Source organism: Asaia spathodeae NBRC 105894, from assembly GCF_025994195.1.
Taxonomy (GTDB): Bacteria; Pseudomonadota; Alphaproteobacteria; order Acetobacterales; family Acetobacteraceae; genus Asaia; species Asaia siamensis.
Window position 1 is genome coordinate 183,562 of record NZ_BAPY01000005.1, and the last position, 16,829, is coordinate 200,390.

At 60.7% G+C, this 16,829-nt stretch carries 17 protein-coding genes; 15 read left to right on the forward strand and 2 right to left on the reverse strand.

Features of this window, described 5'->3' with window-relative positions; translation table 11 throughout:
* Nucleotides 1–44 precede the first annotated feature (44 nt).
* A complete protein-coding gene (locus tag AA105894_RS05425) occupies nt 45–1,115 on the forward strand; it encodes a LacI family DNA-binding transcriptional regulator (RefSeq protein WP_267310819.1) in 1,071 nt (356 codons plus the stop codon).
* A gap of 5 nt (nt 1,116–1,120) precedes the next feature.
* Here the strand turns inward: AA105894_RS05425 and AA105894_RS05430 are convergent, their stop codons facing one another.
* A complete protein-coding gene (locus AA105894_RS05430; RefSeq protein WP_267310820.1) occupies nt 1,121–1,759 on the reverse strand; it encodes a pyridoxamine 5'-phosphate oxidase family protein in 639 nt (212 codons plus the stop codon).
* 100 nt (nt 1,760–1,859) lie between these two features.
* Between AA105894_RS05430 and pdxR the strand changes: the two genes are divergently transcribed.
* Nucleotides 1,860–3,296 (forward strand): MocR-like pyridoxine biosynthesis transcription factor PdxR, encoded by a 1,437-nt coding sequence (pdxR, locus tag AA105894_RS05435; protein ID WP_267310821.1) that lies wholly within the window; start codon nt 1,860–1,862, stop codon nt 3,294–3,296.
* 30 nt (nt 3,297–3,326) lie between these two features.
* Here pdxR and AA105894_RS05440 read toward each other — a convergent pair whose 3' ends face one another.
* The gene (locus tag AA105894_RS05440; protein WP_267310822.1) at nt 3,327–3,743 is read right to left on the reverse strand and encodes an EVE domain-containing protein; all 417 of its coding nucleotides are present in this window, start codon (nt 3,741–3,743) and stop codon (nt 3,327–3,329) included.
* 178 nt (nt 3,744–3,921) lie between these two features.
* On the opposite strand from AA105894_RS05440, the gene AA105894_RS05445 reads away from it, so the two are divergent.
* The 13 genes from AA105894_RS05445 to rsmA all read left to right on the forward strand — a co-directional run bounded on the left by AA105894_RS05445 (nt 3,922) and on the right by rsmA (nt 16,678).
* A complete protein-coding gene (locus AA105894_RS05445) occupies nt 3,922–4,710 on the forward strand; it encodes a heme ABC transporter permease (protein ID WP_267310823.1) in 789 nt (262 codons plus the stop codon).
* A complete protein-coding gene (locus tag AA105894_RS05450; protein WP_267310824.1) occupies nt 4,707–4,874 on the forward strand; it encodes a hypothetical protein in 168 nt (55 codons plus the stop codon). The genes AA105894_RS05445 and AA105894_RS05450 overlap by 4 nt, the downstream gene beginning before the upstream one ends.
* Nucleotides 4,875–4,942: 68 nt before the next feature.
* On the forward strand, nt 4,943–5,458 hold the full coding sequence (gene ccmE / locus AA105894_RS05455) for a cytochrome c maturation protein CcmE (protein WP_267310825.1): 516 nt from the start codon (nt 4,943–4,945) through the stop codon (nt 5,456–5,458).
* Nucleotides 5,455–7,461, forward strand: a complete 2,007-nt coding sequence (locus AA105894_RS05460) for a heme lyase CcmF/NrfE family subunit (RefSeq protein ID WP_267310826.1) — start codon at nt 5,455–5,457, stop codon at nt 7,459–7,461. The genes ccmE and AA105894_RS05460 overlap by 4 nt, the downstream gene beginning before the upstream one ends.
* Entirely contained in the window at nt 7,458–8,018 is a 561-nt protein-coding gene (locus AA105894_RS05465; RefSeq protein WP_267310827.1) for a redoxin family protein, read from the forward strand. The genes AA105894_RS05460 and AA105894_RS05465 overlap by 4 nt, the downstream gene beginning before the upstream one ends.
* Nucleotides 8,015–8,488, forward strand: a complete 474-nt coding sequence (locus AA105894_RS05470; RefSeq protein WP_267310828.1) for a cytochrome c-type biogenesis protein — start codon at nt 8,015–8,017, stop codon at nt 8,486–8,488. The genes AA105894_RS05465 and AA105894_RS05470 overlap by 4 nt, the downstream gene beginning before the upstream one ends.
* Entirely contained in the window at nt 8,485–9,219 is a 735-nt protein-coding gene (gene ccmI, locus AA105894_RS05475) for a c-type cytochrome biogenesis protein CcmI (protein WP_267310829.1), read from the forward strand. The genes AA105894_RS05470 and ccmI overlap by 4 nt, the downstream gene beginning before the upstream one ends.
* A 123-nt stretch (nt 9,220–9,342) precedes the next feature.
* Nucleotides 9,343–9,696 carry a hypothetical protein gene (locus AA105894_RS05480; protein ID WP_229719474.1) on the forward strand — a complete coding sequence of 118 codons (354 nt, stop codon included), beginning with the start codon at nt 9,343–9,345 and terminating at the stop codon, nt 9,694–9,696.
* Between the two features lie 73 nt (nt 9,697–9,769).
* Nucleotides 9,770–10,912, forward strand: a complete 1,143-nt coding sequence (lptF, locus tag AA105894_RS05485; RefSeq protein ID WP_267311030.1) for an LPS export ABC transporter permease LptF — start codon at nt 9,770–9,772, stop codon at nt 10,910–10,912.
* Nucleotides 10,902–12,053: an LPS export ABC transporter permease LptG gene (lptG, locus tag AA105894_RS05490; protein ID WP_267310830.1), complete on the forward strand. Its 1,152-nt coding sequence runs from the start codon at nt 10,902–10,904 to the stop codon at nt 12,051–12,053. The genes lptF and lptG overlap by 11 nt, the downstream gene beginning before the upstream one ends.
* Nucleotides 12,053–14,365, forward strand: a complete 2,313-nt coding sequence (locus AA105894_RS05495) for an LPS-assembly protein LptD (protein WP_188424940.1) — start codon at nt 12,053–12,055, stop codon at nt 14,363–14,365. Before lptG ends, AA105894_RS05495 begins: the two co-directional genes overlap by 1 nt.
* A 10-nt stretch (nt 14,366–14,375) precedes the next feature.
* Nucleotides 14,376–15,863, forward strand: a complete 1,488-nt coding sequence (locus AA105894_RS05500) for a peptidylprolyl isomerase (RefSeq protein WP_373316734.1) — start codon at nt 14,376–14,378, stop codon at nt 15,861–15,863.
* A complete protein-coding gene (rsmA, locus tag AA105894_RS05505; protein WP_267310831.1) occupies nt 15,860–16,678 on the forward strand; it encodes a 16S rRNA (adenine(1518)-N(6)/adenine(1519)-N(6))-dimethyltransferase RsmA in 819 nt (272 codons plus the stop codon). Before AA105894_RS05500 ends, rsmA begins: the two co-directional genes overlap by 4 nt.
* Nucleotides 16,679–16,829: the final 151 nt, after the last annotated feature.

Here is a 16,829-nt window from a genome sequence, read left to right on the forward strand (position 1 = left end):
TGCTACAGCCCACAAACACCTCAAAATCACCTCAGGAGGCAGGCATGGGCGAGGGACATTCGCTGAAGGACATCGCCAGACAGGCCGGAGTTGGACTCGCCACCGTCGATCGGGTGATTCACGGACGCTCAGGCGTACGCGCCAGCACGAAGCGCCGCGTGGTTCAGGCAATTGAGGAGCTTTCGCGTCAAACCCTCGAAACATCGCTTCAGGGCAGTCGCCTGTCGATCGATCTGGTCATGGCGGCGCCTGACCGCTTCTCGTCAGCTGTGCGCAATGCTCTGGAAGCCCAGCTGCCGCAGCTCATGCCAATTGCCATGCGTGTGCGCGCCCATCTTGGCGAGACCACTACCGATGAAGAGATTGCGGCCATATTGGCACGCATACGCAAGAGAGGGTCGAACGGGATCCTGCTGAAAGCCCCGGATCACCTCGCAATCCGCGATGAGATCGATGCCTGTGCGCGAGCGCGCATTCCCGTCATCACACTTGTCACCGATCTGCAGGAATGCAGCCGGCTCGCCTATGTCGGTCTCGACAATCATGCTGCCGGTCAGACCGCTGCCTGGCTGATTGCCGGGTGGATGCCGCCCCCCACCTGCACGGGACTGTCGGTTCTGGTCGTGATTTCGAGTGCACGCTTCAAGGGCGAGGAAGAGCGGGAACTAGGCTTTCGGGATTATCTCGCCCGGTACGCGCCCCATCTGCGGATTCATTTTCTGGGGGAGGGCAACGGCCTTGACTGGCAGACACTCGGTCTTGTCGAGCACGCGCTCGTCAATCACCCGGAAATCGAGGCAGTCTATTCGATAGGTGGCGGCAATCGCGCCATTGCGACAGCGCTGAACCGTTGCAAGCGTGTGCCACGCATCTTCATCGGTCATGACCTTGACCGGGACAACCTTTCCTTGCTTGCCGACCGCGTCTTGACCGCTGTGCTCCATCACGATCTGAACGCCGATATGCTGCTGGCCTGTCAGCTGCTCATCGAAACCAATCGCCTGCGCCCCACCAGGGTAGAAGTTCGCCCTAGCCCGGCACAGATTATCACCCCGTTGAATCTTCCTGGTTTCTGCGCCCTCTCCTCACCGGGCAGGGCGCAGAAGCCGGAATAGGCTTGTCAGGCGATGAATTTCGCCTGCGCCTTTCGCAGGGACTCAGGGGGTAATGTCCCCTCTGGCGTATGAGCATCCTGAATGCCCGTACCGAGGGCGGTCACAACCGGCACGACACCACCCCAGAGTGTCGAGGGCAGATCTGCCGGATCTTCTACCGGCGGGCCGGTACGTATCTTGGCACTAGCCGCCTCGATATCGAGCGCGATCACTCCTGTCGCCTTCAGTTCCTGCGCGGTCATGCCCCGCAACTCGCTGCTGCGGCCGGGCAGAAGATGGTCGGTAATCGCATCGAGAGCCCGTGCGTGCTCCTCGTCCGTCACTTTTCTCGCTTGCCCATGCACCACGGCGCAACGATAATTGACCGAGTGATGAAAGGACGAGCGTGCCACCACGATGCCGGTGAGCTGCGTTACTGTCACACAGAGCTTGAGCCCATCCAGCCCCATCAGCCGCGTCTTGGATGCGCCATGCAGATAAAGCGTGCCGCCACAACGCGCATAGGCCATCGGCATGACCATCGGCCTGCCATCAGCCACAAAACCCACATGCCCGACGAGCCCCGTATCGAGAATGGCGTGGATGGCCGCCTCGTCATAATGCGCGCGCTTGCCCTGACGGGCCTTCGCATAATCGGGAACCATTCTCGCCTCCTGAATCTGTCCTGAGCAATCATCGCTTGACCGAAACGGATCTAGCGCGCCAACTGGACTGATTCGAGAGCCGGTTTATCGATATTTCTTCATGCCAGTTTTTCTCCCCGCCTTTTTTATGCCCGATGCGACACGCAGCGAGCCGCTGCCTGTCCAGCTCTTTGCCGCTCTTGGGGCAGCCATACGCGCCGGACGCATTGCCGACGGGGCCGTATTGCCCTCAACACGTCATGCCGCTCAGATGCTCGGTCTCTCGCGCAGCTCCATCACCACGGCCTATGACCTGCTGCGCGCAGAAGGCATTATCGAGATGCGTCCAGGCAGTCGGCCAAGGGCATGCCTGCCCGCCTCCCCCGCGACCGACAGGGTCGAAAGCATCACGCCACGGCTCTCGACACGCGGGCACCGTCTGGCACATGACCCGCGCAAGGCGACCTATGTCACAGAGACGGGGCGACTGGCGCCTGGCCTGCCTGACGAGCATGAATTTCCTGCGAATCTCTGGGCCCAGATCCTGCGCCGCCAGGCACGACCCGCACGGGGAGAGGAAGCGGGATATGGCGGCTATCACGGCACGCAGGCCCTTCGGGAAACCCTCTGTGCGCGACTGGCCAGCGATCGAGGCCTTGCCATCAGGCCAGAACAGATACTGATCACGCCCGGCACGCAGGCCTCTCTCAGCCTTGTTACCCAGATCATGACAGATCCGGGGGACGTCATCGCCATGGAAGACCCCGGCTATGTCGGCGCGAAAGCGAGCTTTCTGGCTGCAGGCGCGACGCTTTGCCCTGTGCCGGTCGATAGCGACGGAATGCAGGTCGAGGCCCTGCCACCCGAAGCGCGCCTCATCTACATCACCCCCTCAAATCAGTATCCGCTGGGTGGACGGATGGGGCTTGCGCGTCGCCTCGACCTGCTTGAGCGCGCGCGCAGTCAGGGCGCGCTGATCATAGAAGACGATTACGACAGCGAGTTTCTCTGGCATGGGCGCGAAATCGCGGCCCTTGCCGCGCATGGCAGCTTTACGGAATGCATCTATCTCGGGTCGGCCTCGAAGGCGCTTCTACCGGGCCTTCGACTCGGCTGGATAGTCGTGCCCGAAACCCTGATCGACCCGATGCGTGCCGCGCATCGCACGATGGGCTGCGCCGCCAATCTTCACGCCCAGCTGGCTTTGTCGGAACTGATGGAATCGGGTCATTACCGCAGACATCTGCGCCATATCGCACGACTTTATCAAAGTCGTGGTGAAGCCCTCTATGAGGCGCTGCAAAATTGCGAGGGCGTTGTGATCACCCGGCCACGCGGCGGCGTGCAACTGGGTCTGCGCTTTGTGGAAAAAGGCTTCGAACTGACCAGTCAGACAGCCCTTGCGAAAGCGGGCTACCGTGTTGCCCGGCTTTCGGCCCTCTGCCACGCAGCCACACAGGAAGGACTTGTTATCGGTTTTGCGACACTGCGCCCGGATGACCCACAGCGTATTGCCTCGCTGCTCGGACAATGCCTCTCTGCCCCGGCAAAAGCCTGACCCGCCAAGAGAGATCAGGGGCCCGAAAGGCTATTTCCCCTGCCACTGCCCAAGCTGGCAGAGATAGGTCCATTCGCTTTCACGCACTGGCGCGACGGAAAGGCGTGACTGACGCAGAAGCGCCATTTCCGAGAGGGTTGGATCGGATTTGATCATCGCAAGCGATACCGGATTGGCAAAAGCGCCGCGTGCCTTCACATCAACGCAGACCCATTTCTCTCCCTCTGCTGTCGGGTCGGGATAGGCCTCACGCACCACTTCGACGACCCCAACGATCTCCTTGTCCGAGACCGAGTGGTAGAAGAAAGCCAGATCGCCGCAGCGCATGGCCGAGAGATTGTTGCGCGCCTGATAATTCCGCACCCCGGTCCAGGGTTCGACCCCGTTTTGGACCTGCTGCTGCCATGAAAATGTTTCTGGCTCGGATTTGATCAACCAGTACTGCATCAACGCCCCCTCTTCCATCGGCTCGGTCTGTGGAAAATACCTGAATTAATTGCCCCTGCCCCGCTCCCCCTGCAGATTTTTTTGCATTATCAAAACGAATTCCGATCAAAAAAACTTCATCGGATAGGGCCATTCTCGGGCTATACCATGCCCGAACGCCGCAGGAGAGAGGCCAAGAGTGACGAAAGCGACGCATCAGCCCCTGTCAGGGCGAACCGCGCAGGGGGCCTTCCTGCATCGCTTCGCCAATCCCGGTCGCTTCCTGCGCCTGTCTCGCTGGCTCTTCCCTGCACTATGCGCCTTTTCAGGCGTTTTTCTTGCCATCGGTCTGGTCTGGGCTCTGCTCTTCTCGCCCGCAGACTGGCAGCAGGGCGATGCTGTGCGCATCATGTATCTGCATGTGCCGATGGCGATTCTGGCTTCAGCGGGCTACGCCACTCTGGCCGTCTGCGGCGTACTGTCCCTGGTCTGGAAACATCCCCTGGCCGATCTCGCTGCTGTTGAAATCGGTCCCGTCGGCGCTGTGGTCACGGCGCTCTGCCTGCTGACAGGCGCCTTCTGGGGCAAGCCGATGTGGGGCGCCTGGTGGGTCTGGGACGCCAGACTGACCTCGGTACTCGTGCTCTTTTTTCTCTATCTCGGCCATATTGCGCTCATTCAGGCCTTCGATGACCCACAGCGCGGCTACCGCGCCGCCGCCGTGCTGGCGATTGCCGGTGTTATCGATCTGCCGATCATCAAGTTCAGCGTGACCTGGTGGAACACGCTCCATCAGCCAGACAGCATCACCCTCACCCATGCGCCCACCATGCCGTCATCGATGCTGCTGCCGCTCTCGCTTTGCATGATCGGTTTTGCCACCGGATTTGCCGCGCTCATAACAGGACGCCTGAGAGCCGCCATTATGGAGACACGTGCGCAACAGATGCTGACCAGACGCGCCCGCCCTCTGAGCGAGGCAGTATGATCCATATCGCCTATACCCACTGGCCCTATATTGCCGCCTCTTACGGCTGTGCGCTGCTCGCCACTCTCTGGCTTGGCATCGGACTGGCCCTGCGCCTGCATCGCGCCACAACGCGACTGGCCCTGCTCGAGCGCCATGACGCACGCAGAAAGCCGACAGCATGACAGTTCCTTCCTCAACCGGGACGTCACGTCATTCATCAGGACAGCAAGGCAGCCGCCATAAAAGACGTATGACACGCAAGAGCCGCCGCCTGTGGCTGGTGCTGGCTTGTCTGGGGTGTTTCGCCGTGGCGGCCGGGCTGGTGCTGAACGCGTTTTCATCCAGCATCGTGTTTTTCATGGCGCCATCGCAGGTCCTGAAAGCACCGCCTGCCTCTGACCGGGTGATCCGCCTCGGGGGGATGGTTGTCGCAGGATCGCTCCGGCGCAGCCTTGAGGGGCAGACACCGATCAACCAGTTCGAGGTGACGGACGGACAGGCCGCTATCGACGTGCGCTATGAAGGTATCTTGCCAGATCTGTTTCGCGAGGGACAAAGCGTTGTGGCTCTGGGCACCTATCGACGCGGGTCCGCCTTTATCGCGTCAGAAGTTCTGGCCAAACATGACGAGACCTATATGCCCAAGGAAGTCGCCGATGTCCTGCAGCGCAGCGGTAAGTGGGACCCGAGATTCGGCAAGCCGCCATCGAGCGAAAGCCTGAACAGCATGGCCCGTGGGGCAACAGGTGGCTCGAACGGTCGATGAGCAGTTTTTCCGGACCTGAACAGGGGCATTATGCCCTCGCTTTCGCCTGCGTTCTCGCGCTCACTCAATGCATCCTGCCGCTGTGGGGCGCGTGGCGCGGGCAGCGTTTTCTTCTCGATCTCGCGCCACGTCTGGCTTTTGCGCAGCTTCTGGCGCTGGCCTATTCGTTCCTGAGCCTGATCGCCTGTGCAGTGCAGGATGATTTCTCGGTGCAGAATGTGGCCGCGAACTCTGCCCTGAGCAAACCGCTTCTGTATAAAATCACAGGTATCTGGGGGAATCACGAAGGCTCGGTGCTGCTCTGGGCTCTTATTCTTGCCCTGTGCGGCGGGGCTGTCGCCCTGCTCGGGCGGGGCCTGCCGCTCATCCTGAAGGCGCGGGTTCTGGCCATTCTTGGCGGTGTTTCGACAGGGTTTCAGCTTTTCTGCCTGCTGACTTCTAACCCCTTTGCCCGCATCTGGCCTGCCCCAGCCGATGGGCAAGGCATGAACCCCCTGCTTCAGGACCCCGGCCTCGCCTTTCATCCGCCTGTTCTCTACACGGGCTATGTCGGCTTTGCCGTACCCTTTGCCTTTGCCGTAGCCGCGCTGATCGAGGGCCGGGTCGACGCGGCCTGGGGGCGTTGGGTGCGCCCCTGGGCGGTGGCTGCCTGGTGCTTTTTGACCTGCGGCATCGCCATGGGGTCATGGTGGTCGTATTATGTGCTCGGCTGGGGCGGCTACTGGTTCTGGGACCCAGTTGAAAATGCCTCGCTCATTCCCTGGCTGACAGGCACGGCGCTGGTGCATTCCGCCATCGTGGTCGAAAAACGCGACGCGCTGCGTATCTGGACGGTGCTGCTCGCCATCGCCAGCTTCTCGTTTTCGCTTTCCGGCACTTTTCTCGTGCGCTCGGGCATTCTCAATTCGGTTCATGCCTTTGCGAATGATCCCGCACGGGGCGTCTTCATTCTCGGCCTTCTGGCGCTGGTCATCGGCGGGTCGCTTCTTCTTTTTGCCTGGCGGGCGCCGGGCCTCGCCCCCGGAGGCATTTTTGCGCCTGTCTCGCGAGAGGGCGGGCTGGTGCTCAATAACATCCTGCTCTGCGCACTCTGCGCCGTGGTCGTGACCGGCACCATGTATCCGCCTTTCATGCAGATCCTGACCGGGCGCACCCTCTCTGTCGGAAAGCCGTTTTTCGACGCGACCACCATTCCGCTGGCTTTGCCTCTGATGGTCGCCATGGCGCTTGGAACCATGCTCCCCTGGAAGCGCGGCAATCTCCGCCCGCTGCTGGGCCGCCTGCGTGTGGCGGCTCTGGTCGCGCTGATGGCGCTGATAGCCGGTTGTTTCCTACTCGACGGTATCCTGCCGATCCTCTGCGCTGCCGCTGCCCTGTGGGTGATCATGGCGAGCCTGACCGATCTGGCTTCCCGTCTCGGCCTGCGCGACGGATTGAGCGTGGTGCGCCAACGCCTGCCCCGACTGCCGCGGGCGGTCTGGGGAAGTGCGATTGCCCATATCGGGGTGGGGGTAACGGTACTGGGCATCACCGGCATGTCCCAGGCGCGTCACGCCGTGGTCGAGATCGGGATAGGCCAGACGATCCATCAGGGCGCACTCGACTGGCGTTTGGTTTCGGTCAGGCATGAGACAGGACCGAATTACAAGGCCCTTGTGGCCGATCTCACCGTCTCGCGCCACGGACGGGTGATTGCCACGCTCCATCCATCGCGACGCGACTTTACGAGCCAGCATCAGGTGACGACCGATGTCGCCATTCGCACCAATCTTCTGCGTGACCTTTACGCCGCGCTTGGCGAGAACCGGGGCAGCGGTGCCGATGCCCGCTATGTGCTGCGCCTGCACAACAACCCCCTCGCCCCATGGATATGGCTGGGCGGCGTCATCATGGCCTTCGGCGGTTCCCTCTCCCTCGCCGACAGGCGCCATCGCTTCGGCGCACCCAGGAAGGCACGTGACAGAAGCGCCCGCGCCCCCATCGTTCAGGAAAGCCGCTCATGACGATCTCGACGAGGCGACGCCTGCTCATGACCCTTCCAGTCGCGGGAGCCGGGCTGGCCGGTTTTGGCTGCTGGAGAATGCTCTCGGCCATGCAGGATGGCTCTTTCGACCCCCATGCCATTCGGCGGGACAAGGGTGACGCTCTCATTCCCGATTTTGCCCTTCCCGGCCTGTCGGGCCCGGATGACGGTTTCGATGCCGCTGCTCTCAGTCAGAATGCGAAACCGGTTCTGGTCAATTTCTTCGCCTCCTGGTGCATCCCCTGCGTTGCCGAAATGGCTGCGCTGAGGGAAATCGCCCGTCAGATTCCGCTCTGGGGCATCGCCTACAAGGACAAGCCGGAAGACGCCCGGCGTTTCATCACCCGTGACGGCTCGCCCTATGAGCGCGTGGCACTCGATCAAAGCGGCATGACCGCCATTGATTGGGGGGTCAGCGGCGTACCGGAGAGCTTTCTGATCGTACCTGGCGGTCGCATCGCCTGGCACGGCGCCTCGGCGCTCGATGAAACGCTTTTCCGTCGCGAAATCCTGCCGCTGGCAAACGCCACGCCATGAAGAAACTGGCCGTCCTTGCCTCTCTTGCCATTGGTCTGTGCGTCATGGCCCTGCCTGCCCGCGCCCTCGATGACCCGTCAGAGATGCTGCCCAACCCCGCTCAGGAAAAGCGTGCCGAAGCAATCGGCGCGCAGTTGCGCTGCCTCGTCTGCCAGAATGAGTCGATCGAAGACAGCTCAGCCTCTCTGGCACGCGATCTGCGTCATGTGGTGCGCCAGCATGTGGCTGCCGGAGAAAGCAACCAGCAGATCATGGCCTGGATGACGCAGCGTTATGGCGAATTCATCAGGCTGAAGCCTCGGCTTGCCGCTTCGACCCTGCTGCTATGGGCAATGCCGGTTATTGCTCTTGCCCTTGGCGGCATTCTGGCCACCCTGATGCTGCGCCGCCCGCGCAAAACCGAGCCTCTTGATGACCAGGAAAAGAAGCGGCTTGCCGAACTCCTGCGCGAGCAGGAGATAACGCGATGAACTGGCCCGGCTTTCTCATCCCGACGCTCGTCATCCTGCTGCCCCTTCTGAGCCTGCTTCTGCCCAGACGACGGGACGTCGCATCACCCGTCAGCGCGAGAGCCTCCGCACTGGCCCTCTATCGCCACCAACTGCGCGATCTCGACCGGGACCATGAAAACGGGTTGATGGATGCCGGTGAAGTTTCCCGCGCCGAACTGGAGATACAGCGACGCATTCTGGCTGCAGATCGTCTTCAGGAAACCACGCTCCGGGTCCAGTCTCATCAGAGACTGCGCTTCGCCGTGCTTCTGGTGGCCCTCCCCTGTTTTGGCTTTGCGCTCTATCTTGCCAATGGTCACCCCTCCCTGCCTGCCCAGCCTCACAAGAGCACCAGAATTAACGTACCCCCAGCGATGCAGGCGCTTTTCGAGAAACTCGACAGACAGGTCGCCAGCATGACGCCGGACGATCCCGAGTATGTGCGTCAGTCTGTTCTGCTGGGTCAGGTCGATGAGGCGCTCAACCGCCCCGATGATGCACTGCACGCCTATCGTCAGGCCCTGTCTGCGCGGTTCATTCCGGAACTGGCAGTGCAGATTGCCGAGCTTCAGACACAGCAGGACGGGCATATCTCGGCGGAAAGCCTCGCACTGTATCGAAAGGCGCTCGATGCCGCGCCACCCGACGCGCCCTGGCGCCTTGCCGTCGAAGCCCGTATTGCCGCAGGGGAACACGACCAGGATCCCTGATCTTTGGCGCGGTATGCAGGAGAGCCCGTCAGGTTTTGGAAAACACGTCAGCGAAACATGATGGGCACGATACTGCCATTTTGCTGTTGCAAAAACGTTCTCGATAACGGCAAGAGCGGTTCTATGGTGCGTCTCTCCCCCCTGCCCCGACAGCGATCCGTGCTGACCGGGAATTATCTGCCCGTGCCGCGCCCTCCCGCGCAGGAGACGGTGGTGCTATGCCCTGTCTGTCGCGGCAAGATGCAGCGCACCGATGAAGAATGCCCCAATTGCCATGCCGTGCGCCATTTCGGCCCGACAAGGCGTGAGACCGTGCTAAGCGCCCTTATCGGGGTAACGGGCGCCCCGGCCATATCATTGCTGATCATCCGTCCGTCATACTGGACCGCCATCGTTGCAGTGGTCGGATTGCTGGGCGGATTTTACGTTGCCCATAGCCGGCATGCGAGCGATCGCTGGCTGCGTAATCCGCGCTGATCAGAAGATTTCGTAACAAGATGCGGCTTTCGACAAGTCTGGCGAAACGCTAAGGGCAATAGTTATGTCTGCTATGGCTTCACGCCCCCAACGTCGCTCCTTTCTGCTCTTGCGCGAACGCTACATCCTGCGTCAGCTTTTTCTTGGGCTGGTCGGGATTACCAGCGGCGCCATCGCCCTTATCTGGCTGATGCAATCACTGCGCTTTGTCTCGCTGGTGGTTGACCGCGGGTTGTCGCTTCGCGTGTTCATCCAGCTCACCTCGCTGATGATCCCGTCCTTTCTGGCGGTTATCCTGCCCATCACCACATTTCTGGTCGTGCTTTTTGGCTATCAGCGCATGTCCGGCGATCGCGAACTGACCGTCATGCAGGCCGCTGGCCTGTCTCCATTTCAGCTGGCGCGCCCGGCCATGGCCTGCGCCCTCATCACCACAATCCTGGGCTATATTCTCAATCTGTGGCTCGTACCGGTCTCTTATCACGCGTTCAGACGCTACGAATTCGAGATCCGCAACCGCATGGCGGCCTTTCTTCTACAGGACGGCGTCTTTGCGCAGCTCTCGAAAGACATGACCGTTTATGTGCGCAAGCGCGACCGCGATGGCCAGATGCATGGTGTTTTCGTCGAAGACGACCGCATGCCCGAAGCCAGAGCGACGATCATTGCCGAGCGCGGCACCATGATGGTGGTCGATAACCAACCGCGCGTCGTCCTTTTCAACGGATCGCGACAGGAAATCGATCACCACACCGGGCGGCTCAATGTCCTGACTTTCCAGCGCAATTCGATCGATCTCTCAAGCAGCAAACAGGCCGAAACCGAAGTGCGTGATGCTTCGGAAATGTCGCTGCCCGAACTGTTTCATCCTGATCCGCGCCTCGTCTCCCAGCGCGACTGGGGCAAGTTTGCCGTCGAGGGCTGGCGCCGTCTCACAGCCCCGCTCACCACACTCTCTTTCAGTATGATTGCGCTTGTGGCCATCCTGAGTGGTGCCTTCTCGCGTCATGGCAATATCAAGCGCCCTCTCGCCGCGATTCTGTCGGTCGTCGGGCTTATGGCCCTGTCGCTGATGCTGCAAAATCTGGCAGGTCGTAATCTGGGGCTTGTGCCCTTGCTCTGGATTATTGCCGTCGTGCCAGCAATCGGATGCGGCTACTGGCTCTTCTCACCCAAAGGCCTGACCGCAGCACGAAAGAAGAAACATGGCGCGTAGTCCTTTGGCCCTTCTCCGGGGGAGTTCAGCCGGCGTTTCGGTCACGCTCTCGCTTTATATTTCGCGCATTTTCACGCTCTTCGCCCTGGCCATGATTGCTGCGCTGACAGGGCTCGTTTCGCTTTTCGACTTCATCGATCTGCTTCGCCGTGTTGCGACCAAGCCTGACGTGCCGACGAGCCTCGTCACCGAGATCGCCGGATTGCACGTGCCGTTTTTCATGATCATGATCATGCCTTTCGGCATCCTTCTGGGCGGCATCGTCTGTTTCTGGCGTCTCACGCGATCTTCCGAGCTGATTGTCGCCCGTGCTGCAGGCATCTCCGCGTGGCAGTTTCTCGCTGCGCCGCTCGCCTGCGCCATCATGCTGGGCATGTTCGGCACCATGGCCCTGTCACCGCTTTCCTCCACGATGTTCCGCAAGGCCGAACTACTGGATGAGGCCTATCTCAAAACCGGCGGCGGACCGCTCTCGCTCAACGGCGGCGCGCTATGGTTGCGCCAGCTCGATGACGAGCAGGGTGGCCAGGGCGTCGCCATTCTGCACGCACGCCATGTTTTCATGCATGACCGGAAACTGCGCATCAACGATATCAGCATCTTCCGTCTCGATGCGCGCGATCAGCTTGTGGTGCGCATCGAAGCCCCGCGCGGCGAACTCGTCGACGGTGCGTGGAAACTGGAAGACGCGGCGACAGTGCGTCCCAATCATCTGCCGACGCGCATAGGCGACTATCTTCTGCCGACCAATCTCTCTCTGACCCGTGTGGAACAGAGTTTTGCCTCACCCGATACGCTGTCTGTCTGGACGCTGCCGGGTTTCATACACTTGCTGGAAAGCTCGGGTTTTTCGTCCATCCGGCATCGACTGCACTTCCAGACTCTGTTAGCTCTTCCGATCCTGTGCGGTACGATGGCACTCGTTTCGGCTGGGTTCTCCATGCGTCCCTCGCGTCGTGGCGGTGTGGCGCGCATGCTTGGCTCGGGGATCGCTGCGGGTTTTGCGCTGTTCACCATCTCGAAGGTGGCGGCGCAATTTGGTGAATCCGGTGCCCTGCCGCCCGTCATGGCGGCCTGGGCGCCCACTGGCGCAGGTCTTTGCTTGGCGGTAGCCTTGCTTCTGCATCTGGAGGATGGTTGATGTCGAAACGGCGCGTTGCGCATCACAGGCGCAAGTCCTGGCTGGCTGCGTCCATGCTGGCTGGCACCGCGACTTTCGGCGCCATTCCGGAAGCCGATGCAACGATGCAGCGCCAGACCGGCCCGAAAGTTGCCGTCGGCAAGCCGTCTTCGCAGTCAGACCCGGTCACCTATCTGGCCGATCACGAAAGCTATGACCGCGCGGGTGTCGCCACCTGGACGGGTAATGTTCAGGTATGGCAGGGCGATCATGCCCTTCGTGCCGACAAGATCGTCTATGACCGCAATACGGGCGTCATGACAGCAACAGGCCATGTTGCGATGGTCGAGCCCGATGGCAGCACCAGCTATGCCAGCTATGTCGAGCTGAGCAATGGCATGCATGACGGCATTGCACGGGCAATTTTCCTGCGCATGGAAGATAACGCCAAGATGGCGGCCAACGGGATGCGCCGCACGAATGGCAAGATCAATGATATGGCAAAGGCCGTCTATACGGCTTGCGAAACCTGCGCCAAGGACCCCTCACGCGCGCCCTTCTGGCAGCTGCGCGCCTATAACGCGACGCAGGACACAGAGCACAAACGCATCAATTTCAGCCATGCCTATCTCGACATGTTCGGACTGCCGATCATGTATCTGCCGATTTTCTCGATGACCGATCCGAGCGTGAAACGTCAGAGCGGCTTTCTGATGCCGGGCATCAACCCGCATGACCGCTATCTCGGCACGTATTTCACCATTCCCTATTTCTGGGCGATCGATAACCAGCAGGATCTGACGGTTCAGGGGCTGGTCTCCACCCGTACAGGCCCGCAGATCAGTGGGCAGTACCGAAACCAGCTCAATTTCGGCAAGATCAACTTCACCGGCGGTGTGGCGTACAGCACGCGCAAGGAAGGCAGTTACGTCAACACCTTCGGCAATACGGTGGACGGAACAAACGATAGCGGCATTCAGGGCTATGCGCGCGGTAATGCCGTGTTTGATATCAATGACCACTGGCGTGCCGGTGCCAATATCAATCTTGCCTCGTCCGCCAATTACATGCGTGACTATCGTATTACCGGATATGGCAACGAAACCCTGCAATCGACTGCCTATATCGATGGTTTTGGGGTAGGCTCCTATGCGCGTCTGGACGGGCAGTTCTATCAGGGCCTGAACCAGGGCGTCATTCGCAACTCGAATCTGCCATTCGTTCTGCCGCGCTTCAACTACGCCTTTCAGGGGCAGACCGACCCCTTGGGCGGCACATTCTCGTTGAATACAAACGACTTCAACGTTTATCGCCCGGAAGGTACCCGCGATCAGCGCGGACAGATCCAAATGAACTGGAACCGCCCGTTCCATAACGTTCTCGGGCAGATCTGGCTTCTGACAGCGCGTCTCGATGCTACGGTATATAGTGCAAACCATCTTACCGAGCAGCCGCTTTATTACACTGCCACGGGCCGGCACACGACTGGCTGGGTTCTGCCCACAGTCGCGCTGAAAATGAACTGGCCCTTCATGCGCCGCTTCGCCCACGGGCATGGTTCCCAGATTCTGGAGCCGATCGTGCAGGCTATTGCCGCTCCGAATATGGGCAACAGCGCGGCACGCATGATTCCGAACGAAGACAGCCTGCAATACGAATTCACCGACAGCACGCTGTTTGCGCTCAACCGCTACACCGGCACCGACCGTCTTGATGGCGGGTTGCGTGGCAATGTGGGCGTGCATGGCAACTGGACATGGCGCGGTCATGTGGTCGATTTCCTGGTGGGCGAAAGCATCCAGCAGCACATCACCCATAATCGCATCGCCTATTCAGGGCTGGACCATCATCTCTCATCGCCTGTCGCCCGCGTCCGTGTGAGCCCCAACCAGTACCTCGACCTGACAGCCCGTGGCCGTTACGACCCCTGGCGCAAGAGCTTCGATTACGGTGAAGGTCTTGTCAGCGTCGGTGTACCGATCTTCCACGTGAATGCCGGGTATATCTATGAGCCGGTTACGCCTTATTACTTCTACGCGACGAATTACCGCCTGAACGGCCCGACACAGGTCTATTATACCAAGACCAATGAAGTGACTGCGGGCGTTTCGACCTCGTACAAGCAGTATCATGCGTCGGTTTATGGGCGCCGGTCGCTCTCGCGCAAAGAGTTCGTCAGCCTCGGCGGTGATATCGGTTATTCGAATGACTGCTTCGGCTTGGACATCCTTGCGATCAAGCAATATACCTCGATTGGTGGTCAGCAGCGCAACACGACCGTGCTGTTCAATCTCACCTTCAAGACAATCGGTACCTTCGGAATCAATGGCTGACGGACGCGCAATGAGCTTTTCTGCCCCCTTCCTTCGGGCTGCCCTGCCTGCCGGCCGCTCCCTGTCGATGCGCAAGACGCTTCTCGGCTTTTCGGCCCTACTGGCCCTTCCGGTGCTCGGTGCCCAGGCGGCCCCGGCCCATCACGTCCATGCGCAGCGCGCCCATCCCGGACATGGCTCGGTGGTCGAGCCGGTCACACCGCCTGAAGATGCCATTCTGGGCACGATCAACGGTCAGGTTCTGACCGAGCGTGACGTCGATAACCGCGGCAAGCTCTTCGCCCTGTCGACCGGGCTGAATATCAGCCCCGACCTGATGCAGCGCCTGCGCCCGCAGATCATCCGCCAGCTGGTCGATGAACGCATCAAGACGCAGGAAATCCTCAAGCGTCATATCAATGTCGAGCCGCAGCAGATTGCCCAGGCGATCAACAACATCGAATCACGCAATGGCATGCCCAAGAATGCATTGCGCGACCGTCTGGCGCAGGATGGTGTGTCGCTCACCACACTGATCGACCAGATCCGCGTGCAGATCGGCTGGATGCAGGTGCTTCGCGAAGAGATTTCAGGGCGCGGCCGCATCACGGCCCGCGAAATCGCGCAGCGTGAGGAGGCGCTTCGCGCAGAGGAAGGTCGCCCCCAGTACAACGTAAGCGAGATCTTCATTCCTGTGGCCGATCCGCGCCATTCGGAAACCGAGCTCGAATTCACCAAGACGATCATCACGCAGCTGCGCAACGGCGCGCCCTTCCCGATTGTCGCGGCGCAGTTCTCTCAGGCACAGACCGCGCTTGACGGCGGAACGATGGGCTGGGTGCAGGAAGACAGCCTCGACCCGCCTGTTGTCGAGATCGTACGCCAGATGCCGATCGGCGCCATTTCCAACCCGGTCAAGGTGGCGGGTGGCTATGTCATCGTTACCGTCAACGGCAAGCGGACGATTGGCCATCAGAACGTCACCATGGTCACCGTGCGTCAGGCTTTCTTCCCCTTCTCGTCACCCCTGAACCCTCAGGAGCCGACGGATCAGCAGAAGATGGCCCTGCAGAAGGCCTCTGCTGCCGCACAGTCGGTGCATGGATGCGACGCGATGGAAGCCCTCAACCATTCCCTGGGGGAAAAGCATCCCTCCGACCCGGGTGGCCAGCTGGTGCTTGAGCGTCTCAACCCTCAGATGCGACAGGTTCTGTCCGATCTCCCTGTCGGTCAGTCCAGCCGTCCGCTGGTCTCGACGGACGGCATCGCGCTGCTGACGGTCTGCTCGAAGGGGCAGAAGAACATTGCCCAGCAGAGCCCGAGCGAAATCGCCGACAGCCTGATGAATGAGCGCGTCGAGCAGGCCTCGCGTCAGCTCGAACGTGATCTGGAGCGCCGTTCGGTCATCGAAATGCGCAAGGATGACAAGACCGCCTCTGCCAAACCGGCTGACGACACGCAGAACGACGAGCCCCCCGCCAAGAAGCCGCACGGCAAGCCTGCGCCGGGTCAGGGATGACCCTTCCCAGCCTGCGCGATGCCATCCGTATTCATGGTCTCGACGCCAAGAAATCCTTCGGCCAGCACTTTCTTCTCGATCCGGGTATCGTCGCCCGGATTGCCGCTCTCGCGGGTGACATGGCCGGGCGACATGTGGTCGAAATCGGCCCGGGGCCGGGTGGGCTCACACGGGCCCTGCTCGACACGAAGGCCGATGCCGTTCATGCCGTCGAGATCGATCAGCGTGCCTGGCCTCTGCTCGATGAGCTTGTGGCCCATGCCGATGGCAGGCTGATTCTGGTCAAGGCAGATGCGACCGCCCTCGACACGGCGACACTCTGCCCGGCGCCTCGCAAGATCGTTGCCAATCTGCCTTACAATGTCGGCACCCCCCTTCTGATTGGCTGGCTTCGTCAGGCAGCTCTCTGGGAGCGCATGACGCTGATGTTCCAGCTTGAAGTCGCCGAGCGCATCTGCGCCGCCCCCGATACGTCGGCCTATGGCCGGCTTGGTGTGATCGCCCAGTGGTGCGCAACCTGCAATATCGTCATGAAGGTGCCTCCCGGCGCCTTCTCGCCCCCGCCAAAAGTCGACTCGGCTGTTGTCGATATCGTACCCAAGGCAGAGCAACCCTCAGCCGCGTTGTTCAAGGCAATGGAGCATGTCACGAATCTGGCTTTTGGTCAGAGACGCAAAATGCTGCGTGCCTCGCTCAGGCCGATCGGGGGGGAAGCCCTGCTTGAAAAGGCTGGAATTATTGCGACACGCCGCGCGGAAACACTCTCGATTGACGAGTTTGCCACACTGGCAAAACTTGTCTGCACAGAGAACTGAGAGCGCGAGGCGCTTGCACTCGCCCCTGCGAGCGCCCATACAGGACCTAGGCGGGTGCACTTGCCCGAAACTTCGAATGCATGTGGCATATCGGGTCGTTTCGCAGGAGCATGTCTGCACGTAAAATTTTTCTGCGTGCCCGTCGTACTAT